The organism is Moraxella lacunata, assembly GCF_002027545.1.
Lineage (GTDB): Bacteria > Pseudomonadota > Gammaproteobacteria > Pseudomonadales > Moraxellaceae > Moraxella > Moraxella lacunata.
In genome coordinates, this window is sequence record NZ_MXAN01000006.1 from 1 (window position 1) to 21,078 (window position 21,078).

19 protein-coding genes and 1 pseudogene are annotated in these 21,078 nt (G+C 45.9%); 12 read left to right on the forward strand and 8 right to left on the reverse strand.

Annotation, left to right across the window (positions count from 1 at the left end):
- Together B5J94_RS01160 and rlmH are read right to left on the reverse strand one after the other, a co-directional pair.
- A partial coding sequence (locus B5J94_RS01160) for a hypothetical protein (RefSeq protein WP_143821869.1) occupies positions 1-195 on the reverse strand: 195 nt, incomplete at its 3' end.
- A 154-nt stretch (positions 196-349) separates the two neighbouring features.
- Positions 350-829, reverse strand: a complete 480-nt coding sequence (gene rlmH / locus B5J94_RS01165; RefSeq protein WP_062499930.1) for a 23S rRNA (pseudouridine(1915)-N(3))-methyltransferase RlmH — start codon at positions 827-829, stop codon at positions 350-352.
- A 102-nt stretch (positions 830-931) separates the two neighbouring features.
- On the opposite strand from rlmH, the gene B5J94_RS01170 reads away from it, so the two are divergent.
- The 4 genes from B5J94_RS01170 to murA all read left to right on the forward strand — a co-directional run bounded on the left by B5J94_RS01170 (position 932) and on the right by murA (position 4,317).
- Positions 932-1,390, forward strand: a complete 459-nt coding sequence (locus B5J94_RS01170) for a YraN family protein (RefSeq protein ID WP_062499931.1) — start codon at positions 932-934, stop codon at positions 1,388-1,390.
- Positions 1,391-1,418: 28 nt separating this feature from the next.
- Complete coding sequence (locus B5J94_RS01175; RefSeq protein WP_062499933.1) at positions 1,419-2,351, forward strand: BON domain-containing protein; 933 nt, start codon at positions 1,419-1,421, stop codon at positions 2,349-2,351.
- Between the two features lie 384 nt (positions 2,352-2,735).
- Positions 2,736-2,978, forward strand: coding sequence for a BolA family protein (locus B5J94_RS01180; RefSeq protein WP_062499934.1), 243 nt, complete (start codon positions 2,736-2,738; stop codon positions 2,976-2,978).
- 76 nt (positions 2,979-3,054) lie between these two features.
- Positions 3,055-4,317 (forward strand): UDP-N-acetylglucosamine 1-carboxyvinyltransferase, encoded by a 1,263-nt coding sequence (gene murA / locus B5J94_RS01185; protein WP_062499936.1) that lies wholly within the window; start codon positions 3,055-3,057, stop codon positions 4,315-4,317.
- A gap of 192 nt (positions 4,318-4,509) precedes the next feature.
- Here murA and B5J94_RS01190 read toward each other — a convergent pair whose 3' ends face one another.
- The 3 genes from B5J94_RS01190 to B5J94_RS01200 form a co-directional block, all read right to left on the reverse strand.
- Positions 4,510-5,484 carry a tRNA dihydrouridine synthase gene (locus tag B5J94_RS01190; RefSeq protein ID WP_062499938.1) on the reverse strand — a complete coding sequence of 325 codons (975 nt, stop codon included), beginning with the start codon at positions 5,482-5,484 and terminating at the stop codon, positions 4,510-4,512.
- Positions 5,481-6,062: an aminoacyl-tRNA hydrolase gene (gene pth / locus B5J94_RS01195; RefSeq protein ID WP_062499940.1), complete on the reverse strand. Its 582-nt coding sequence runs from the start codon at positions 6,060-6,062 to the stop codon at positions 5,481-5,483. The genes B5J94_RS01190 and pth overlap by 4 nt, the downstream gene beginning before the upstream one ends.
- Before the next feature lie 69 nt (positions 6,063-6,131).
- Positions 6,132-6,755 (reverse strand): 50S ribosomal protein L25/general stress protein Ctc, encoded by a 624-nt coding sequence (locus B5J94_RS01200; RefSeq protein WP_062499942.1) that lies wholly within the window; start codon positions 6,753-6,755, stop codon positions 6,132-6,134.
- 283 nt (positions 6,756-7,038) lie between these two features.
- Here B5J94_RS01200 and putP point away from each other — a divergent pair, with 283 nt between their 5' ends.
- Positions 7,039-8,547, forward strand: a complete 1,509-nt coding sequence (gene putP, locus B5J94_RS01205) for a sodium/proline symporter PutP (protein ID WP_062499943.1) — start codon at positions 7,039-7,041, stop codon at positions 8,545-8,547.
- 844 nt (positions 8,548-9,391) lie between these two features.
- Positions 9,392-10,123, forward strand: a complete 732-nt coding sequence (locus B5J94_RS01215) for an SPOR domain-containing protein (RefSeq protein WP_062499339.1) — start codon at positions 9,392-9,394, stop codon at positions 10,121-10,123.
- A 54-nt stretch (positions 10,124-10,177) separates the two neighbouring features.
- Here the strand turns inward: B5J94_RS01215 and B5J94_RS01220 are convergent, their stop codons facing one another.
- The 3 genes from B5J94_RS01220 to B5J94_RS01230 all read right to left on the reverse strand — a co-directional run bounded on the left by B5J94_RS01220 (position 10,178) and on the right by B5J94_RS01230 (position 13,187).
- Positions 10,178-10,504: a hypothetical protein gene (locus tag B5J94_RS01220; RefSeq protein WP_062499340.1), complete on the reverse strand. Its 327-nt coding sequence runs from the start codon at positions 10,502-10,504 to the stop codon at positions 10,178-10,180.
- 104 nt (positions 10,505-10,608) lie between these two features.
- The gene (locus tag B5J94_RS01225; RefSeq protein WP_062499341.1) at positions 10,609-11,910 is read right to left on the reverse strand and encodes a homoserine dehydrogenase; all 1,302 of its coding nucleotides are present in this window, start codon (positions 11,908-11,910) and stop codon (positions 10,609-10,611) included.
- Positions 11,911-12,287: 377 nt separating this feature from the next.
- Positions 12,288-13,187 carry a DsbC family protein gene (locus tag B5J94_RS01230; protein ID WP_062499342.1) on the reverse strand — a complete coding sequence of 300 codons (900 nt, stop codon included), beginning with the start codon at positions 13,185-13,187 and terminating at the stop codon, positions 12,288-12,290.
- A 271-nt stretch (positions 13,188-13,458) separates the two neighbouring features.
- Here B5J94_RS01230 and B5J94_RS01235 point away from each other — a divergent pair, with 271 nt between their 5' ends.
- From B5J94_RS01235 to B5J94_RS01260, 6 genes and pseudogenes are all read left to right on the forward strand, one after another.
- Complete coding sequence (locus tag B5J94_RS01235; RefSeq protein ID WP_062499343.1) at positions 13,459-14,367, forward strand: DUF808 domain-containing protein; 909 nt, start codon at positions 13,459-13,461, stop codon at positions 14,365-14,367.
- A 155-nt stretch (positions 14,368-14,522) separates the two neighbouring features.
- Positions 14,523-14,738 carry a 30S ribosomal protein S21 gene (rpsU, locus tag B5J94_RS01240; RefSeq protein ID WP_062499344.1) on the forward strand — a complete coding sequence of 72 codons (216 nt, stop codon included), beginning with the start codon at positions 14,523-14,525 and terminating at the stop codon, positions 14,736-14,738.
- Between the two features lie 354 nt (positions 14,739-15,092).
- Positions 15,093-15,935, forward strand: a pseudogene (locus tag B5J94_RS01245) (RNA-guided endonuclease InsQ/TnpB family protein); the annotation flags it as partial.
- On the forward strand, positions 15,841-16,104 hold the full coding sequence (locus B5J94_RS14620; RefSeq protein ID WP_228144490.1) for a hypothetical protein: 264 nt from the start codon (positions 15,841-15,843) through the stop codon (positions 16,102-16,104). The pseudogene B5J94_RS01245 and the gene B5J94_RS14620, both read left to right, overlap by 95 nt.
- Before the next feature lie 107 nt (positions 16,105-16,211).
- Positions 16,212-19,106: a DNA polymerase I gene (gene polA, locus B5J94_RS01255; protein WP_062499347.1), complete on the forward strand. Its 2,895-nt coding sequence runs from the start codon at positions 16,212-16,214 to the stop codon at positions 19,104-19,106.
- Positions 19,107-19,301: 195 nt separating this feature from the next.
- A complete protein-coding gene (locus B5J94_RS01260; RefSeq protein ID WP_228144491.1) occupies positions 19,302-21,029 on the forward strand; it encodes a SulP family inorganic anion transporter in 1,728 nt (575 codons plus the stop codon).
- Positions 21,030-21,078: the final 49 nt, after the last annotated feature.

The following is a 21,078-nucleotide window of genomic DNA, read 5'->3' on the forward strand; positions in this document are numbered from 1 at the left end:
TTTTAAGTTCGGTTGGTATACAAGCAATAACCACAAAACCACAAAGGCAATCATGAGCCAAATGCCGTTATGTGCCAAAAACTTCACTCGCCCAATGCGTCCTGTGGGTTTGTAAAAAGGCGTGGTGTCGTATTCAAAATACTCATCGCCATCAAGCTCGGCTTGTGGTGTGGCGTAGGGGTTGTGATGGGTCATGGTGTGATTGGACTTTGGAATATGGCGGTATCATAACATGATTTTTGTCAAATGGTGTGGTTTATTTGAGTATGTAGCACGGCTAAATATGTATCATAAAATCCTTAAAATAAGATATCAATAATGCTCATGCCACACCGCCAAAATCACCCACTCACGCCCGATGATAGGGGTGGTTATTGATGATACTCATCGCCCGATAGAGTTGTTCTATCAGCACCACTCGCACCAAAGGGTGGGGCAAGGTCAAATCCGACAACGACCATTTAAAATCTGCCTGCGTTAGCACGTCCGCCGACACCCCGTCCGCCCCGCCGATGACCAGAGCGATGTCGGTGCCGTCCGTCATGGCAGTCTGCAAGCGGTCGGCAAGGTGTTCGGTAGAGAGCATTTTGCCTTTGACTTCTAGCACCCAGAGTCTTTCTTTGGGTAGGCGAGCGGACAAAATGGCTTGTCCTTCTTGGATTTTGTATTTTTCTATCTCGGCAGGCGATGGGTTTTTGGTACGTTTGGCGGGGGGTATCTCCACAATCTCAGTACTCATCATCGGCTGTATGCGTTTGGCGTATTCGTCCACGCCTGTCTGTACCCATGCAGGCATTTTGTGTCCGACACTTAGGATTCTTAATTTCATGGCGATTCATCAAAAGCAAAAGGTGTATTATAAATAAAAACCACAAATATTGGCAGAGTTTTATAAAATTTGTTATGCTAGCCCATTTTGAGTGAGTACGCCATGAGAACTCTTGGAGACCATTATGAACAGCTCGCCCAAGCGTTTTTGATACAGCAGGGGTTGAGTATCATCACGACCAACTACACCGCACATCGCACAGGCGAGATTGACATCATCGCTTATCATGATGAGCCACGACAGGCAGGTGGGGTGTGTCCGACGCTCGTGTTTGTAGAAGTTAAAATGCGTAAGATAAGCCCCAATGCTCGCTACGGGCAGGCGGTAGAGACGGTAACTCGTGCCAAGCAAAACAAAATCATCAAGACGGCGGAGCATTTTTTGGTATATGGCGATGAATTTTTAGACAAGCTTGGGCTCACCACCAGTCAAAAGCAAGCCTTGGCGTACCGATTTGATGTGATTGCCTTTGATGTGCCACCAACAGGGCAAGCAGGGCAAAAAAATGATGAAAATCAGACAAAAACCCATTGGCTAAGAAACGCCTTTTTGGTAGAATGAGAGCCAAACCGATTATTAGGAAACACCCATGTCGTCTTTACCATCCATCAAAGTGCTTGTGGGCGTGATTGCCGCCGCCATGCTCATGACTGCCTGTGCCACTCAAAACGCCAATACCAGCACCAATGCCAACACGGGTTACTATGGCGTGCCTGCCATGTACCGCACCATCCCCGAGCGTATCAGCGATGAAGCCATCGAACGCACCAGTTATAAGAATCTGACCAATATTAGGGGTGTGGGTGAGAATAATGTACGCATTGCCATTGACAGTTTTCGCCGTGAAGTACTGCTGACAGGTGAAGTGCCAAGCGAGCAGGTCAAAACGGACGTGGCGAATATGGTGGCGTCGATTAATGATGTCAAACAAGTGTATGACAATCTGACCGTGACCATTACGCCTAAGGCTCAAAGTCACACCCTGCATGAAAACTACCTAAAATCAAAAATCATCGCCAAAATCGTGAGTGCAGGCGGTATCAGGTCGTCGCAGTACAAACTGGTGGTGCGAGATAACATGGCATACCTACTGGGATTTTTGACCGCCCAACAAGAGCAGACCATCATTAACATCATCGCATCGGTGCAGGGCATGGAAGGGGTGCGAATGCTGGGCACTCGCATCGATGGCGATACATCACAGCTGGCTTTGACAGGGGATACGCTCGCCATCGAAGATGACCCGAATGCAGGGGGCATGGTGTATGGTGGCAACACTGCGGTCAACACAGTAAACACGCCTGTCTATCCTACTCCCAACAGTCCCGTGGCGACCACAAGCTATCCACAAAGCATGTATCCTAACGCCCCAACCACACAAATGCCATCGAGCCCATCTCAGCCAAATGCAGGGGTGCAGACACCAGCAGGCACCAACCGCCCCAACGTTCCTGTGATAACGATGGAAGGCAATCCAACATCAAGCTATGTGAATTTGTACAATAACACCAGCAGTCCTTAGTTGATAAGGTTTTATGTTTTGGGTGTGCATGCTTTGTGATTCGTGCATGGCAATGAAAATGGGGTATTTTATTGCTATAAAATTTCCAAAATGTAAACTGTATTAATCAAGGGTGGGCATGCTCTATGTTAAAAGCAGGAAATTTGGTATAATGACCTGCTTTTTTAAGGGCGTACCTACCATTGATAACATTTTCATCTTGTTTTATAAATAATGTTATCAATGTTCAACACGTCCTAATATCAACTGCGGACTTTTCCTTCAAAAACGTACGATTTCCCTGCTTTTTTAAATAGGCATTTTTCATTGCAAATACCAAAGGCAGGCACGCCCTAGTGACATGATTTGATGGTAATAACATTACCCAAAATATAGAGACTTTTTATGAATGCAGATGACCTAATTGCTTTATTACGCCCCCATTTTGCCGATGCCGAGATTCAAGCGGTCAATCAAGGCAATAAATTTGAAGTGCTTATCGTGGATGATAGCTTTGATGGCAAACGCTTGGTGCAACGCCAACAAGCGGTATATGCCATTGTCAATCCGCACATCCAAAGCGGTGCCATGCATGCCTTGACCATTCACGCCTTGACACCTGCCGAATACCAAGCTCGTCAATCCTAACCGCCAAAAATGACAAATACGCCATGGGGCATTTGTCATTTTATTTTTAATAAATATTGAATTGATAGAGACCATCATGGATAAATTCAAAATCATCGGTAAAAGTCGTATCGCAGGGGAAGTTGTTATTTCTGGCTCAAAAAACGCCGCCTTGCCATTGCTCGCCGCCATGTTACTGCCCAGCGATGAGACGGTGCTACACAACGTCCCTACCCTAAAAGACACTGATACGCTCATCAAGCTCATCGCTGGCATGGGTGTAAATATCAAAAAAGAAGGCAACACCGTCATCGCAGACGCTCGCCACGTCGCCAACTATTATGCTCCATATGAGCTCGTGCGTACCATGCGTGCGTCTATCTTGGTATTGGGGGCGTTGCTAGGGCGGTTTGGCGAAGCCGAAGTCTCTCTACCGGGGGGCTGTTCCATCGGTTCACGTCCTGTGGATCAGCACCTAAAAGCCTTTGAAGCCATGGGGGCGACCATCTTGGTAGAAAATGGCTATGTCAAAGCCAAAGCCCCTGCTGGTGGACGTTTGATGGGCTGTGATTTTGCCTTTGATATGGTAACGGTCGGTGGCACCGAAAACGTCATCATGGCAGCGTCTTTGGCTCGTGGCACAACTCGCCTTGAAAACTGTGCCTGTGAGCCAGAAGTGGTGGATTTGGCAAATATGCTTGTCGCCATGGGGGCAAAGATTGATGGCATTGGCACGCCAACCATGATTATCGAAGGCGTGGAGAGTTTGCACGGCTGTGAATATAGCGTGATTGCTGACCGCATTGAGACGGGTTCGTATCTGGCTGGGGCATTGATGAGTGAAGGCGATGTCTTGACCACCAACACATCGGCTGAACTCTTGCACCCTGTCTTAAAGAAATTTGAAGCCATGGGAGCGACCATTAGCACAGGTGATGACTGGATTCGTGCCGTGATGAAAGGCAGGCTCAAGGCGGTGGATATTCGCACTCAAGTCCACCCTGGTTTTCCGACTGATATGCAGGCACAGCTCATGGCGGTGTGCTGTTTGGCGGACGGCACCAGCACTATTATTGAAAACATCTTTGAAAACCGCTTTATGCACGTCCCTGAGCTAAACCGCATGGGGGCAAATATCCGCATTGACGGGCATACCGCCATTGTAACAGGCGTGGAGAGCTTTATGCCTGCTCCTGTCATGGCAACCGATTTGCGTGCGTCCATGTCGCTTGTCATGGCGGCGGCGTGTGCAGATGGCGAGAGCATCATAGACCGCATTTATCACATTGATCGGGGTTATGATAATGTGGAGAGTAAACTTAAATCGCTTGGGGTAAATATTGAGCGGATTAAGGGCTAAAACTGTCATTGCTGATAACTTCATTCTCAACTTAGAATAGTAACTTGTTGATTTTTCAATAATTATTTTTTGGTTGTAGGGGCGAACTGCAATTCGCCCTTGATAAATCAATCGCTTATACAAAGTTGAGAATGAGATAATAATAAAACAAAAGGGCGGTCTTGATGACTGCCCTTTATTTGTGCTTGTCAGCTAAGTAAGCACTGATTGGGATAAATGCGAAATAATTTGTGCTTTGCCCTTTTCTTTTTTGACAACATTCCACAGCCTATCCGCTTCATCATAGCCTTTGGTGAGCATGCCAAGCCATTGTTTGTAACGCCCAATCAGTCCGCTTTGGTTGTCGGTGGTGTCATTCAAAAAAGCGATTTGGTGGGGGACTAAGTCCGCCCATGTCAAGGTTTTGTCCGTGTTTTCAATACTTGCCACAAGGTCTGGGCGAGTTACCGCCCCACGCCCAAGCATCAAGTGCGGTGTGTTTGCCTGACTGATGCAGTCGTGGGCATGAGTAGCGTTCCAAATCTCGCCATTGGCAATGATGGGCAAGCCAAGCTCGGTAAAGGGGGCGATTTTGTCCCAATAAGCAGGGGGCTTGTAGCCTTGCACTTTGGTGCGTGCGTGAATGGTCAGCCAGCTTGCGTTGGCGGACTTGACCGCCTGCCCGATGTCGTGCATTTTATCCATGTCAGTATAGCCTAGGCGGATTTTTGCCGATACGGGGATATGGGCAGGTGCAGCTCCACGCACGGCAGAGATGATGGCGTGCAATGTATCAGGTTCATCAAGCAGTACCGAACCGCCTTTGTGGTTATTGACTGTTTTGGCAGGACAGCCGAAGTTTAGGTCAATCGCACACGCCCCAAGTGACACCGCCGTAACGGCACTTTGGCTCATGGTCTCAGGATTGTTGCCAAGTAGCTGAACATGAATGGGCGTACCACTTGTCGTCTTGCCGTTTGTGTGTAGCTCTGGCACATATTTATAAAACACATGGGCGGGCAGGGGATAATGGGTGACACGGATAAATTCGCTCACCGACCAATCATAAGGGCGACCCAAATCGTGAGCAATCTGTGTCAAAATCTGTCTCATGAGTGGGTCGGTCAAGCCTTCCATTGGGGCAAGCAAACGGACGGGCTGGGCGAATAAATGGGCAAAGGCACTCATGTTGGTAGTTTAAACCCATTGGCAAGGCTAATCGCCTTTTGTTCATCGCCTTTGATGAGTAACTCCAAGGCATTCATGCCACACTCTATCGCTCTATCTATATTGACACGGTCATCGGACATGGGTTTTGACAGCACCCAACCACTGACCATGGATGAGTGAGCAGGTCTGCCGATACCCACACGCAGTCGCCAAAAGTCCGCTCCGATGTGGGGGACGATGTCCTTTAAGCCGTTATGCCCACCATGTCCGCCCCCCTTTTTTAGGCGTAGACTCCCTGCCGAGATGTCAAGCTCATCATGAGCGATGAGTATCTCATGGGGGGCGATGTTATAGAATTTGGCAAAGGGGGCGACCGCCATTCCTGAGCGGTTCATGAAGGTGTCAGGGGTCAGCAGGCGGACATCTTGTCCGTATATCGTGCCACGCCCGACACTGCCATGGAATTTTTTGTCATGAGTGAGCGTGATGCCAAATTTGTCGCACAAAGCGTCCGCAAACCAAAAGCCTGCATTATGGCGAGTGTCTTTGTATTCTGCACCGACATTGCCCAAACCGACGATGAGTTTTATCATGATTGCCCCATAGATGATGAAATAAACAAAAAGCCAATAGATGACCCATTGGCTTTTGTTGAGATTGATGACTTATTCAGTGTCTGTGCTCTCTTCGCTTGTGCTCTCTTCACTGTCAGCAGAAACAGTCGGTGCTTGTACGCTAACCACGACACGGTCGGTGGCATTGCTGTCAAGCTCAACGATGGTAATGCCATCGGCAAGTTTGATGTCAGAGAAACGTAGTAGGTCACCGATTTCTAGGTCGGTCACGTCCACTTCGATGGCTTCTGGCAGTTGGCGTGGCAAGCAGTTGATGTGTAGCTCGGTTACGTTGGTTTGTAGGATACCACCAGATTTTACGCCCTTAGCGGTGCCAGTGAAGTGTACAGGCACAGTAAAGTGCATGGTTTGACCACGAACAACACGTTGGAAGTCCACATGTAGTGGCGTGCCTTTTGAAGGATGGCGTTGTAAGGCTTTAATGATAACTTCTTCGTTTTCGCTGCCATCTAGTGCCAGTGTGGTTACGCTTGAAAAGAAGCTCTCATCTTGGATGGCTTTTACTAATTCATTTAGCTTGACGCTTACAGACAGTGGCTTGGCATCACCGCCATATACGATGGCAGGGATTAGGTTGGCTTTACGCAGGCGGCGGCTCGAACCTTTGCCCTGCTCATCGGTAGCACGTGCTACCGTAGTTAGAGTATAGCTCATAAGGATTTCCTATATTAAAAGGCTACAAAAATGATGATTTTCGACCAATCATCATACAAAAAAGTGCAAAAGAATTTGCAAAATAGCGAACTATTATAAGCCAGTTTGGGCGATATGACAAGGGTTTTTTGCAAATCAGCCAATGGATTTGTTAGATGTGTGATAATGTGATAAAAAATAACAAGTGTTTTTATAAAGTATCCCCATTTGCAAATGAATTTAATTTTGTTATAATCACTTGTTACTTTTTGTTAAACTTGTTAAATAATGTAAGGAGTGTGTCATGGATGCTGTGACAACAGGTGGGGCAGGCGTATGGATTTCGCTGTCGATTTATTTTTTGGGCATGATTGCCATCGGTGTGTACGCCTACTTTAAACAAAAAAAAGACGTTGAAGGCTACATGCTGGGTGGGCGTAACTTATCGCCTGCGGTAACGGCACTCTCGGCGGGGGCGTCTGATATGTCGGGCTGGCTACTGCTGGGGTTGCCTGGTTATATGTATGCATCAGGCATTGTAAGCTTATGGATAGCAGGGGGGCTGACGGTCGGGGCATTTGCCAACTATCTGCTTGTTGCTCCACGTCTGCGTGTGTATACCGAGGTGGCAGGTAATGCCATTACTTTGCCTGACTTTTTTGCCAATCGCTTTGATGACAAAACGCACCTACTCCGCATGGTCTCTGCCATCGTGGTGATTATATTCTTTACGGTCTATACGGCGGCAAGTCTGGTCGGTGGTGGCAAGCTTTTTGAAAGCTCGCTCGGGCTTGATTATAGTTTGGGTCTGTGGGTGACGGCAGGCGTGGTCGTGGCGTATACGCTCTTTGGCGGATTTTTGGCGGTGTCCTTGACTGACTTCGTCCAAGGGGTGATCATGCTCATCGCCATGCTACTGGTGCCGTTTGTCGCCTTTAATGAAATCGGTGGTGTCAGTGCTGGCATGGACGTGGCACGTTCTGTGAATCCTGAGCTGTTTAACATCATGAATGGCGTGAGTGTCATGGGAGCGATATCGCTGGCAGCGTGGGGTCTGGGCTATTTTGGACAGCCACACATCATCGTGCGGTTTATGGCGATTCGCTCGGTCAAGGACGTGCCGGTGGCGTGTGGTATTGGTATGGGCTGGATGATATTGAGCTTGATTGGAGCATTACTCGTTGGTGTGTCGGGTGTGGCATATATCCATAACAAGGGCATGAGCCTAGATGACCCTGAGACGATTTTCTTGGTGTTCTCACAGCTTTTGTTCCATCCGCTCATCGGTGGCTTTTTGCTGGCAGCGATATTGGCGGCGATTATGAGTACCATTTCTAGTCAGCTACTGGTGGTGTCAAGTTCGCTCACCCGTGATGTGTACAAGCTGTTTTTGGACAAAGAAGCATCCGAATCCCGCCAAATCATGGTCGGACGTATCTCGGTGGTGCTGGTGGCGATGCTTGGGATTATGCTGGCGGGGGACAAAGACAACTCGGTGTTAAAGATGGTGTCGCACGCGTGGGCAGGCTTTGGGGCGGCGTTTGGTCCTTTGGTGCTGCTCTCGCTCGTGTGGAGGCGCATGAACTACCAAGGGGCGTTGGCAGGCATGATTGTCGGGGCATTGACTGTCATTATTTGGGTGTATGGGGACATTACGATTGGCGGACAGCCTGCCAATGATGCCATTTATTCCATTATGCCCGGTTTTGTGCTCAGTGCCATCACGACTGTGGTTGTCTCACTTTTGACCCCGCCACCCAATGCCAAGATTATGGGCGAGTTTGATGAGATGGAACGCCAGTTAAAGGCGTAAAATAAAAACGCCCTAATATCCTGTTAAGATGTCTTGTGGCATGGTTTGCCCAAAATCCAAAAGTTTATCAGCTTTTGGATTTTGGGTGATTTTTTTTGGAAAAATGTCAGGTGAACTTATCAAGATTCGCCCTTGGGTAATGATAAGTTGTTGACACAAAAACATCTTTTATTTCTAGGGCGTGCCTGCCTTTTGTATTTGCAATGAAAATCACGAAAAATCGCACGTTTTTCAAGGAAAAAGTGAAGTTTGATAGTCGTTCTATCAAACGAGCTTTTGACTTCGAGCCACAAGATTTAGCCATTTTTCATGCAAAAACGATTAGTTTATTTATAAAATATTTCTATATTGTAAATAGTGTTATAAAGGGCAGGCACGCCCTAAAATCTTTTTAAAGCACAAACATACCATCAAGGGTAGATATGCCCTAAACAACAAAAGCCATCCTGTGTGATGTGGCGTTAAAAAATGTTACAATATTTTTATAAAAATTTTTAAAAAAAATGATTATACTAAAAGTATTTTCCAAAAAACAAATAGGGCGTGCCTACCTTTTGTATTTGCAATGAAAAATGCCTATCTAAAAAAGCAGGGGAAGCGCCCGTTTTTCAAGGAAAAACAAAGGCTATGAGTTTTCTATCAGACAAGTTTTTGTTATGAAAAACAATCCGACCGCTTAACTGGGTAAGCTCTAAGATTTTTACTTAACTTTTTAAATTAAGTAGTCGGATGTCATTTTTTATGCAAAAACGATTAGGTTTTTCTAAAAATTTTTAAATTGTAAATAGTGTTATAAAAGGCAGGCACGCCCTAGCCAATCACAAACAACCATAAAAGGTATTCTATGCCCCAAAGACCTTATGATAAACCAGTCAGTCGTGAACAAAAGGTTCGCACGTCATCAGGGCTTATTAGCCTGCTTTGGATGTTCGTGGGGGCGGTGATTGCTGTCATGATAGGACTTTTCTTGTACCTATCACCTTTGTTTGATGGCTTTAAGACCGATGTGGAAGTCAATCCACCTGTCAAGGTTGAGCCGTTGCCCCAAACAGATGAGTCTAATGATTTTGAGTTTTATGAAGTCTTGCCGACCCGTGAATTTCAAACAGGGGAGAGTATGACGGGCACTAAGAGCGTGGAGCCAAGCGACGACCAAGCGACGACCAAGCCTGATGCGGTGGTCACGTCTGAGCAAAACGATGCGACCAGACCCAGACAAGATGGCGTGCCGTCAGGGCAGGCAGATGCTGTGGTCATTACCGAAGAAGAGCTGACCTATGATGGGGCAGATGACGATAGGGCAAACGGTGCAGGGGGCAATATCAATATCACGGCAGTCAATAACAGCTATATCTTGCAGATTCGTAGTTATGACAGCCCTGATGAAGCTGACCGCATGCGAGCCGAAGTCATGATGTCGGGTGTCGATGCTCGGGTCATCAAGCGTGTGGATGACGGCATGGAGCTGTATCAGGTCATCTCCAACACGATGAATTCCAAGGAAGAAGCACTCTCTGCCAGCAGAAGATTAAGTAGTAATGGCATAGATTCGCTCGTGGTGGAACAAAGGCATTAGGGTCTGGATATAAAAATACCGCTTGGCAATGACAGGCGGTATTTTTTGTGGTTGTTATTGCTCAGTCTTGGCAGTGGTATCAGCTTGGGGAGCTTCGGCGGTCGCCACAGGTTCTGCTGGCTCGGCACTTGATGGCTCTGCTTCGGATAGGGTAGGCTCCGCCGTGGTCGGGGAGACCGCTCCATCTGTCGCTCCGCCAACACCACCCATCGTAGGCTGTCCGTGGTCGTCAAATCTCACTTCTTCGGCTTTTGGGGCATTGGCGATGGCATTGGCTTCGGCTTCTTCTAGTTTGTCCACGGCTTTTGGGTTGTTATGACCCCCGCAGGCACTAAGTAATAGGCTGGTGCTGATGATGGCGGTAAATAATTTGGCTTTCATGAGAACTCCTAACGGATGACTATTCAAATAACGCTATTATGCCACAAATGGTAGGGAATTGACAATTTATAATCTTGCACTCTGCCATTTGTGGTTTGGCTTTATTATTCCAAGCTTTCTAGGCGGATACGCACCACAGGCTCGGTGACCGCCCCAAGGGCTTCTATCTCTTTGATGGCTTTGTTCATCTGTGATTCAAGTACAGGCAAGGTCAAGATGATGACAGGCACCAGCCCTGATTTGTGGGCGTCACGTTGCATGATGGCGTCAATATTAATGCCGTTTTCACTCAAAATACGAGTGGTGTCAGCCAGTACGCCCAGCTCATCTTTGACCGTCAAGCGCAGATAGTAGCCACAGGTCATCTCGTCGCTAGATAGGATGCGAGTGTCGGACAGTTCTTCGGGGACGAACGCCAGATGTGGTACGTCGCTTGGGGTGTTGGCATTGATGACATAAATCAAGTCCATGACATCCGCCATGACTGCCGATGCTGTTGCCCCTGCTCCTGCACCATCGCCATAATACAACGACTGCCCCAGCGGGTGAGCATCTACCATGACGGCATTTTTTACGCCATTGACATTGGCAAGTAGGGTGCTGTTGGGGATGAGCGTGGGATGGACACGTAGCTCAAAGCCGTGTTCACGACGAAACGCAAAGCCGAGATGCTTGATGGTGTAGCCAAGCTCTTTGGCGTAGACCACGTCTTGTAGGTTAATTTTGGTGATGCCTTCACAGTACACTTTGTTAAACTGCAAAGGAATGCCAAAGGCAATCGATGCCAACAAGGACAGCTTGTGGGCGGCATCAATACCCTCAACATCAAAGGTGGGGTCAGCTTCGGCATAGCCTAGGGCTTGGGCTTCTTTTAGTACGTCGCCAAAACGACGGTTTTTTTGTTGCATTTCAGTTAGGATAAAGTTGCCCGTACCATTGATGATGCCTGCCACCCAGTCCACTTTGTTGGCGGCTAGGGCTTCACGGATGATTTTGATGATGGGGATGCCACCTGCCACCGCCGCTTCATAACGCACCTGCACACCATGCTCTTCGGCAAGCCCAAAAATCTCATTGCCATGCTCAGCAAGTAAGGCTTTGTTGGCGGTAACAACGTGTTTTTTGTGCTTGATGGCGTGAATGATGATGTCTTTGGCGACAGTCATGCCACCAATCACTTCGATGACGATGTCCACATCATCATCGGCAGCGATTGCCATCAAATCATCGCTTTGTTTGATGGCAGGGTCAATGTCATCTCGCTGCCGTCTTGTGCCGACATGAGTGATGCAGATGTCATGACCGCTACGGCGAGACAGCTCAACGGCGTTATCTTTTAGCAGGTTGACCACGCCTGTACCAACTGTGCCCAGACCCAAAACCGCAATGTTAATTTTATCTTTCATGAATGCCCCAACTGGTTATCTATAATAAAAATTGACGGTAAAACCGAACTGCTTAACTTATCATAAGTTCATGGCTTATGCTAGGGGTTTGTAAAAATTTTTATGGGTTTTGTCAAAAATTTTTGTAAAAATTGTAACAGGTGGTGGGATGTGATGGGTGGGGTGATTTATTTTTAAAATTTATAAAAAGGATGGTATTGTTCAACATGCCCTGTTCTTAAATGTGGATACGTAAGGGCGAACACATGCCCAAAAATCAATATTTTATATAGGGCAAATTGCAATTTGCCCCTACGAATCCATCCAAAATATGGTTAATCAATAGCGGAAAAAGGGCTAAACTCAGCCCTTTTTGTTTGTTATTTATAAATTAACCATCAACGATTATTAATGGCTTGTTTGGCAAGCTCAGCCGATGGTAGATAGCCCCCAAGCTGTTGTCCATTTTCAGCAAAGATGGCAGGCGTGCCTGATACACCTAATCTCTGACCCAGTGCCATGTGGTTGCGTACAGGATTATCACAGCTTGAAGCAGTGATATTTTTGCCTTTTTTGGCATCGGTTAGAGCGGCTTGACGGTCGCTGCTGCACCATACACGTTCTGTGAGTCCAACCATAGAATCACCACGAGGCCATGCTAAATAACGCACTTCAATGCCAGCGGCGTTGGTTTGGTCAATCTCTTTATGTAGGAGCTGACAATAATGGCAGGTAGGGTCTGAAAACACATAGATGGATGCTTTGGTTTCGCCTTTGGCAGGGAATACAATCATCTCGGATTTGTCCACGGCTTGTAGTTCAGAGACGGCCGCCTTTGACATCATGGCACTGCTGATGTCCACAGGTCCGCCATCGCCCAATTTCATGACCGCACCTTGTATGACATAAGTACCTGTTTTATCAACAAAAAATGGTGAAAAACCATCCAAAGTCGCCCAATACATCTCAGGCATGTCAGTTAAAATGACAGATTGAACCTGAGCGTTTAGACCTGAGTTGTTTAGGTTGTTTTGTAGGGCAAGGGCGACATCGGGCTGATGATTGGGGTCATCATTGTGGGCAGGGGCATTGTTTATTGGCTCGGCATTTGCCCCTTGGGTTTGGTCTGAGGTGGCTGTTGTATTGTCTGTGTTGGTACTGCTGTTTTGGTTGCATCCAACAAGCAGTAAGGCGGTCATGATGAGCGTTAGGGCGATAGATGGGGTTGGGGTGATAGATGGGTGAAGTTTGATGGTCATGATGATAAACGATAATGATAATAAGGAAAAATGGTTCATTATACCAAATTTTGCCATGTTTTACTAGGATGTGCTTGTCTTTTGTATTTATCATGTGCATTTTTCATGAAAATCTTCAAATAAAAAGCAGAATACTCATTATTTTACGCACCATTTTACTCACTTTTGGTTTTTGCAAATCCCTAGTGTGGTAGATGATGCGTTGGATGGGATGATTGGGTGCTGATTATCAAAAAATATTCACGTTGTTGTGTTAAAATAGCTCTTTTTCAACACCATATTTATAAATTGGACTAAAACTGGGGCAAACATGGCAGGCAGTTTACTTATACTATTAGATGATATCGCAACGGTGCTAGATGATGTCTCGGTGCTGACCAAAGTCGCCGCCAAAAAAACAGCGGGCGTATTGGGTGATGATTTGGCATTAAACGCTCAGCAGGTAACGGGCGTGCGTGCTGACCGTGAGCTTGCGGTGGTGTGGGCGGTGGCAAAAGGGTCATTTATCAATAAGTGCATCCTTGTCCCTGCTGCTCTTGGCATGAGTGCGATGGCAGCATGGCTTATTACACCTTTGTTGATGATTGGAGGCTTATTTTTGTGTTATGAAGGTTCTGAAAAAGTCATTCATAAATTTGCCCCCAAACTCTTGCCCCATGAGTCAGATGGTGAGAAAATTCATGAGGCACATCTAAAAGCCAACGCCAATGATGAGGATTTGGTGGCATTGGAGAGAGGTAAAGTCAAAGGGGCAATCGCTACTGACTTTATCTTATCGGCAGAGATTGTGGTCATCTCGCTTGGAACAATGACACAGACAACATTTATGTCCAAAGCGTTGGCACTTTCTGCCATTGCTGTTGTGATGACGGTGGGCGTGTACGGACTGGTGGCGGTGATTGTCAAGATGGATGATGTGGGGATGCACTGGGTGGCACAACCTGACCCAATCAAACAAAAAATGGGCAATTGGTTGCTTGGTTTTGCCCCTTTGCTGATGAAATTCTTGTCTGTTGCAGGCACGCTTGCCATGTTTTTGGTTGGTGGTGGCATTTTGGTGCATGGTGTGGACATGCTTCATCATCAAGCCGAGCATTTATCACATTTATCGGGGGTGTTTGCTGGTCTGACCCAGATGATTTATCATGGCATGGTGGGTTTTATTGCTGGTTGTGTTGCCCTGATGGGGGTGGTGTTATTTAAGAAAATTAAGACATGAACGCTTGTATTTATGGTGGATATTTGTTATAATGGGCAGGTTTTGTAAAAACACCTTGTTCCAATTTGAGCTGATGCCTACGCCAAGACCGTACCAGCTAATTATAACATACAGCCAAATTGATGCCTTAGCTGTCTTGATAATCGGAGTAACCCATGCCTTCTGTAAAGGTCAAAGAAAACGAACCTGTTGACATTGCCATTCGTCGCTTTAAACGTGCTTGTGAAAAAGCAGGCGTTTTGGCTGATGTACGCAAAAAAGAATTCTACGAAAAACCAACCCAAGAGCGTAAGCGTAAAAAAGCCGCTGCGGTCAAGCGTTACAAGAAAAAAGTATGGCGTGAGCAAGCACGTACCGTACGTAAATACTAATCGCATGTAAAAGCCCATTGGTATTGGTATTGGTATTTTGCCACAAAAAGCATTCATCAATGAAACATACCCAAAAGTAAGATTTGGACAGTGTTTCAAAATTGAATGCTTTTTTATCCCCACCGCCGTAAACCTGCGACTTAGGCAGTGGGGATAAGGCGACATGGAAACCCTAATGTGGTGTCCTTGCGTGTCAGCGACACTCATGTTCAATATACTGTCTAATAATCTCAATCGGTGCGCCGCCACAACTGCCTGCAAAATAACTTGGTGACCCCATCTTAACTCTATTTTAGGGCTTGACATAAAATTAGACCAATGTATAATTAAAATAATAAAATCATACCAAAACCTATGAAAACACTCAAACTACGCATATATGACAGTAAAATAAAGCAACTTGAAAAATTAGCAAGTTCGGTGAATTTTGTATGGAATTATGTTAATGAGTTAAGTTATAAATACCTACAGCGTACAGGCAAATTCTTATCTGCCTATGATTTAAACGACTACACCAAAGGCAGTGGCGAGCTGTTAGGCTTACATTCCCAAACCATCCAAGCCATTAACGAAACCCACGCCAAAAGCCGAAAACAATTTAAAAAGGTACAATGCGGTACAAACTCTGTAGGTCTTGATTTAGGCTGTAAAGATAGCGTAACAACAAGCAATGGTGATAAACTAATCACCAAATTCACCCAAAAATACGCAAATAAACTAGCCAAAGCCCAAAGAGCCAACAAGAAAAAGCAAGTTAAAACCATACATGCATGCCAAACATGCCAAAATTAAAAATTCACGATTAAACGCCATTCATCAATTTACAAGCAAATTACAAGCAAACTGGTCAAACAAAATGCTTTGATTGTGATTGGTAAATTAAATTCAAAAACATTCACATCAAGCAAACTGGCTAAATCGGTTTACGACGCAAGTTGGTATGAACTTAAACGACAGCTAGATTATAAGTGCAAGCATGCAGGTTGTCTGTATGAAGAAGTGGATGAACATTTTACAACCCAAACCTGTTCGTGTTGTGGTGCCATTACTAACAACAGTCCCAGAGGTAGAGCAGGTTTGGCAATAAGAGAATGGACTTGTGGTGCTTGTAACACCACGCACGACAGAGATGTCAATGCAGCTAAGAACATTCTCCGTATCGGACGTGATACGCTCGCTGGAGGAAGCCCCTCCCTTAGGGAGGGGAGTACGTCACGTTTGCAAGGTCAAAGCCTTTACCAACACCTATCGCTCTGAAAATGCCAGTCGTGGCAGGGCTCATTTGGACGTGCTTAAACAATGCCGAGCCAAACACCATGAAATGTTTTGTGTGGATGAAGAGGTAGAGTGTACCGAATACAAATAAATCATCGCTAAATTCTGTGATATCAGATGATATTAAGATATCTTGTGGGCAGATTACTCCTAGTTTAGCCATTTTGGCGTCATCTTAAATTCTTACTAAAACATACCATGACCTACACCAGCATTCCCAACCTTGCCAAATTTGATACATCTGGCATTGACAACAATCGTCCGCCTGTGATTTTGGTGGATGGTTCATATTACCTATTTCGCTGTTTTCACGGCTTGCCCCCCTTGTCCAACCAAGACGGCTTGCCCACCAACGCCACTCGTGGCGTGCTAAATGCTTTGGGTAAACTCATGAAAAAGTACAACCCTACCCACATGGCGGTCGCTTTTGACACAAAAGCCCCAACTTTTCGCCATAAATTATCGGACCTTTATAAAGCCCATCGTCCGCCCATGGATGAGGATTTACAAGTACAAATTCCCTACATTCATGAGTTGATTGAAAAGTTGGGCATTGCTCTTATTAAAATTGATGGTTTTGAAGCAGATGACATCATTGGCACACTTGCTCGTAACGCCTGTATGCAGGGCTACCCTGTTGTCATCTCCACAGGCGACAAGGACATGGCACAGCTTGTCAATGACTGTGTGATTTTAGAAGACAGCTTTAAAGATAAAATCACAGACGTGGCAGGCGTGTTTGACAAATTTGGCGTACACAACACCCAAATTGCCGATTATCTCACACTCATGGGCGATTCATCAGATGGCATTGCAGGTATTCCCAAAGTGGGTGCAAAGACAGCAAGCAAACTCCTTGGTGAGTATGGCGACATTGACGGCATTTTGGCAAATCTTGCCAATATCAAAGGTATGGTTGGACAAAAAATTGCTGAACATCAAGATGAGATTCCCCTAAATCGTACCCTTGCCACGATTGTTACCGATTTACAATTACCCATTTCATTTGACGAATTAAGATTAGACAATGACAAAGAGACACAAATAAAACGTGCCAAAGCGTTATATGAGTTATTTAAGACATTAGAATTTAAAAAAGAAATGGCAGAACAGTTGGCATTATTAACAATGACAGAGCCATCCGTTACCAATGATTTATTTAATAATGACAATACCGATAATGAATTAAACAATCCTTTTGATGATAATTTGGCTGATAACAGCGATGAATTATCTGTTAAACCCTTACCCATTAAACAAGGTACTTATAAAACCATAAATAGCCTTGATGAATTTCATAAGTTTATTGATAAATTAAAGAATGTGCCTTATTTTGCCATTGATACTGAGACGACCAGCATTGATTGGCAAAAAGCAGAGTTGGTTGGGGTATCTATCGCTACAACCAATTATGAAGGCTATTATATCCCTGTGGGGCATACGGGCGATTTTGATATTTTATTGGATAACCAATTAGATAGAGACTTTGTTTTAAATGAATTAAAACCCATTTTACAAAACCCCAATATCGGCAAAATCGGACAGCACATTAAATACGACAGTCATATTTTTAAAAAATATGGCATTGAATTAAATAATTGGCATATGGACACAATGCTCGCCAGTTATGTGATTAACGGTGTGGCAACACGGCATAATATGGACGATTTGGCACGCCACTATCTGGGCGTAACTACCACCACCTTTGAAGACGTGGCAGGCAAAGGGGCAAAACAGCTTAGCTTTGATAAAGTGGACATGGATAAGGCAAGCGACTATGCGTGCGAAGATGCGGACATTACGTATCGTTTGTTTAGTGTGTTTGACGAGTATTTGCAAAAAGATACTAATGCCAATAGCCTGTTGCACCAATTAGAAATCCCTACCGCCCAAATCCTAGCCCAAATGGAGCATGACGGCATTTTGATAAAAACTGAATTTTTGGGTAAATTGTCGCTTGCTTTTGACAATCAAATCAGCCAGTTAGAACAAAAGGCGTTTGAATTGGCGGGCGAGACCTTTAACGTGGCAAGCCCAAAACAGCTTGGCGAGATTTTGTTTGACAAACTAGGCATATTAGGCGGTAAAAAAACCAAAACAGGACAATATTCCACATCCGAGGCGGTGCTTGCCAAGATTGACCACCCGCTTGTGGACGTGGTGCTAGAACATAGAAGTCTCTCCAAGCTCAAAAGCACCTACACGGACGCTCTTGCCAAAGTCGCCGACAAACAGGGGCGAGTGCATACCAGCTACCACCAAGCCTTGACGAGTACGGGGCGACTGTCGTCATCAGACCCCAACCTACAAAATATCCCCATTCGCACCGACACAGGGCGACTCATTCGTGAAGCCTTTATTGCACCGACAGGGCGTGTGATTATGGCGGCGGACTATTCGCAGATTGAGCTGCGGCTCATGGCTCATTTTAGTGGCGATGAGAGTTTGATTAACGCCTTTAAAAACAACCTAGACATTCACACCGCCACCGCCGCCGAGATTATGGGTAAAGACTTGGCGGACGTAACGCCAAACGAGAGACGTTCGGCAAAGGCGGTCAATTTTGGGTTGCTATACGGCATGGGCGTGTTTGGGCTTGCCAAACAGCTGGGCGTAGAAAATGGTGTGGCAAAGGACTACATCAAGCGGTATTTTGCCCGTTATCCTGCCATACATGACTACATGGAAAATACCAAAAGTTACGTGAAATCAACAGGTTATGTTACCACCATTTTGGGACGTAAGCTCTACGCCCCTGATATCAACTCATCAAACACCATGATACGACAAGGGGCGGAGCGAGCAAGCATTAACGCCCCCTTACAAGGCTCTGCCGCCGAAATCATCAAACTTGCCATGATAGCCGTGGATAAAATCCTGCCCAAAGACCATGCCAAACTTATGCTCCAAGTGCATGATGAATTGGTGTTTGAAGTGGACAGTGATAAGGCAGATGAGATGGGTGAGATTATCAAAACTGCCATGCAAAACGTGCTGACCGATACCGCCAAAGAGTTAGGCTGGGATGTGGCGTTTACTGTACCGCTTGTTGTGGAGGTGGGTGTGGGTAACAATTGGGAGGAGGCTCATTAAGTCATTAAAGTTGGGTGTGATTGGATTTGTTTGGGCGTACGGGTCTGCCATTTTGTGTATGTCAAATCTGATGGTAGGGCAGGTCTAATTGGACGCAACAATCACCAAATACCCATAAATACTCACAAATACACGTCTGTTTGATTGATAAAACCAAATAAACCATCAATCAAATACAAATATGGAAAATAAAATATGACATTCATGAAGCGACTCTCCATCACTCTCATGCCCACATGGTTAGTTCCATTGTTGGCAGAGCCAAAGCGTATCTTGCCTGAGCTTGGTACGGGGCTGATGATGGCGGTGCTGGTCATCCCCCAAAGTTTGGGCTATGCCTTGTTGGCAGGGCTGCCCCCTGTCATGGGTCTATATAGTGCCATTGTGCCAACACTGGTATATGCCTATGTGGGGTCAAGCTCGGTCAATGCCGTAGGCCCTGTTGCCATTACCGCCATCATGACAGCAGGGGCATTGTCATCTTATGAGTTGGGCAGTTTGCAATATCAGCAAATGGCGATAACGCTCGCTTTGATGGTTGGTGTGCTACTCATGCTCGCCCATGTGATACGTTTGGGCTGGATCATGCAGTTTGTTAGTCGTGGCGTAACCAGTGGCTTTATTAGTGGGGCATCTGTGCTGATTATTTTGGGGCAGTTAAAGCACTTAATTGGCATGCCATTATCAGGTAGTGGATTGATAGAGATGATGACTAAGATGGTAGGGCAGGGGCGATTATTTCATCTGCCAACTGCTGTATTGGGGCTGGGGGCATTGGGACTGCTACTTATAAATCGCTATCGCCCCACGCTCATGCACGGCGTGCTGTATCGCCTGCTGCCTAAGTCCTCTCATGCTCACATCACTCGTTTTTTTATTGTGATACTCGTTGCTCTAAGTATCATCATCGCTCGCCATTATGGTTTTGCTAATTTGGGTATTGCCACACTCATCTCTTTACCTACACACCTACCTTTGCCTGCCTTGCCTGTGGTAGATTTGGACATCATCATCACATTATTGCCATCAGCCTTACTTATTGCACTCATTGCCTTTATATCCAGTGCCAGTGTGGCAGGTAATTTGGCACGCATCCGCCAAGAATCATTTACTCCCAACCATGAACTAAAAGGGTTGGGGCTTGCCAATATCGCAAGTTCATTTTTTGGTGGATTTGCTGTCTCAGGTGGCATCTCTCGCACCAGTTTAAATGTTGCACTCGGAGCAAACACCCCCCTATCATCCATTATCTGTGCTGTGGGAGTGCTGATTATTGCGTTATTTTTGGGGCAATTCATCACGGGGCTACCCTATGCGGTACTCTCTGCCATCATCATCACCTCCGCCATTGCCATGATCGATGTAACAAGTTTTAAGATTGCCTATACCCAAGACAAAAATGAAGCTCTAACCCTTGCCATGACCTTTGTGGCATGTGTGGGCTTTGGGTTAAATGTTGGACTTATTACAGGGCTTTTGGTCAGTTTTGCTCTGATTATTTATCGCTCGCACCGTGCACATGTGGCGGTTGTGGGGCAGATAGCAGACAGTGAACATTTTCGTAACATTTGTCGCCATCAGGCACAAACTTTTGAAAATATCATACTCATTCGCATTGATGAGAGCCTGTATTTTGGCAATGTCGCCACCGTCCGCACCGCCCTAGATGACATCTGTCGTGAGTATCCTACCGCTCGCCACATCGTCATCATCATGACGGCGGTCAATCACGTGGATTTATCCGCCCAAGAAATGCTTGCCGACTTTAACCGCACGCTCATCATGGACGACAAGCAATTACACTTTACCGAAATCAAAGGGCCTGTCATGGACGCTCTCATGCACACCCCTGTCATCACAACACTAAGCGGTCAGGTGTTTTTAAGTACAGGTATGGCGGTAAACACCTTAAAAAACACTTGACAACTTGCCAAATCCGCTGATAATCTTTGGAAAATTGGAAAATTGGAAA

What these genes read in the sequence shown, in the direction of transcription:
- rlmH (WP_062499930.1), bottom strand. Translation starts at nt 829, where the DNA reads ATGAAATTAAGAATCCTAAGTGTCGGACACAAAATGCCTGCATGGGTA.
- B5J94_RS01170 (WP_062499931.1), top strand. Translation starts at nt 932, where the DNA reads ATGAGAACTCTTGGAGACCATTATGAACAGCTCGCCCAAGCGTTTTTG.
- B5J94_RS01175 (WP_062499933.1), top strand. Translation starts at nt 1,419, where the DNA reads ATGTCGTCTTTACCATCCATCAAAGTGCTTGTGGGCGTGATTGCCGCC.
- B5J94_RS01180 (WP_062499934.1), top strand. Translation starts at nt 2,736, where the DNA reads ATGAATGCAGATGACCTAATTGCTTTATTACGCCCCCATTTTGCCGAT.
- murA (WP_062499936.1), top strand. Translation starts at nt 3,055, where the DNA reads ATGGATAAATTCAAAATCATCGGTAAAAGTCGTATCGCAGGGGAAGTT.
- B5J94_RS01190 (WP_062499938.1), bottom strand. Translation starts at nt 5,484, where the DNA reads ATGAGTGCCTTTGCCCATTTATTCGCCCAGCCCGTCCGTTTGCTTGCC.
- B5J94_RS01200 (WP_062499942.1), bottom strand. Translation starts at nt 6,755, where the DNA reads ATGAGCTATACTCTAACTACGGTAGCACGTGCTACCGATGAGCAGGGC.
- putP (WP_062499943.1), top strand. Translation starts at nt 7,039, where the DNA reads ATGGATGCTGTGACAACAGGTGGGGCAGGCGTATGGATTTCGCTGTCG.
- B5J94_RS01215 (WP_062499339.1), top strand. Translation starts at nt 9,392, where the DNA reads ATGCCCCAAAGACCTTATGATAAACCAGTCAGTCGTGAACAAAAGGTT.
- B5J94_RS01220 (WP_062499340.1), bottom strand. Translation starts at nt 10,504, where the DNA reads ATGAAAGCCAAATTATTTACCGCCATCATCAGCACCAGCCTATTACTT.
- B5J94_RS01225 (WP_062499341.1), bottom strand. Translation starts at nt 11,910, where the DNA reads ATGAAAGATAAAATTAACATTGCGGTTTTGGGTCTGGGCACAGTTGGT.
- B5J94_RS01230 (WP_062499342.1), bottom strand. Translation starts at nt 13,187, where the DNA reads ATGAACCATTTTTCCTTATTATCATTATCGTTTATCATCATGACCATC.
- B5J94_RS01235 (WP_062499343.1), top strand. Translation starts at nt 13,459, where the DNA reads ATGGCAGGCAGTTTACTTATACTATTAGATGATATCGCAACGGTGCTA.
- rpsU (WP_062499344.1), top strand. Translation starts at nt 14,523, where the DNA reads ATGCCTTCTGTAAAGGTCAAAGAAAACGAACCTGTTGACATTGCCATT.
- polA (WP_062499347.1), top strand. Translation starts at nt 16,212, where the DNA reads ATGACCTACACCAGCATTCCCAACCTTGCCAAATTTGATACATCTGGC.
- B5J94_RS01260 (WP_228144491.1), top strand. Translation starts at nt 19,302, where the DNA reads ATGACATTCATGAAGCGACTCTCCATCACTCTCATGCCCACATGGTTA.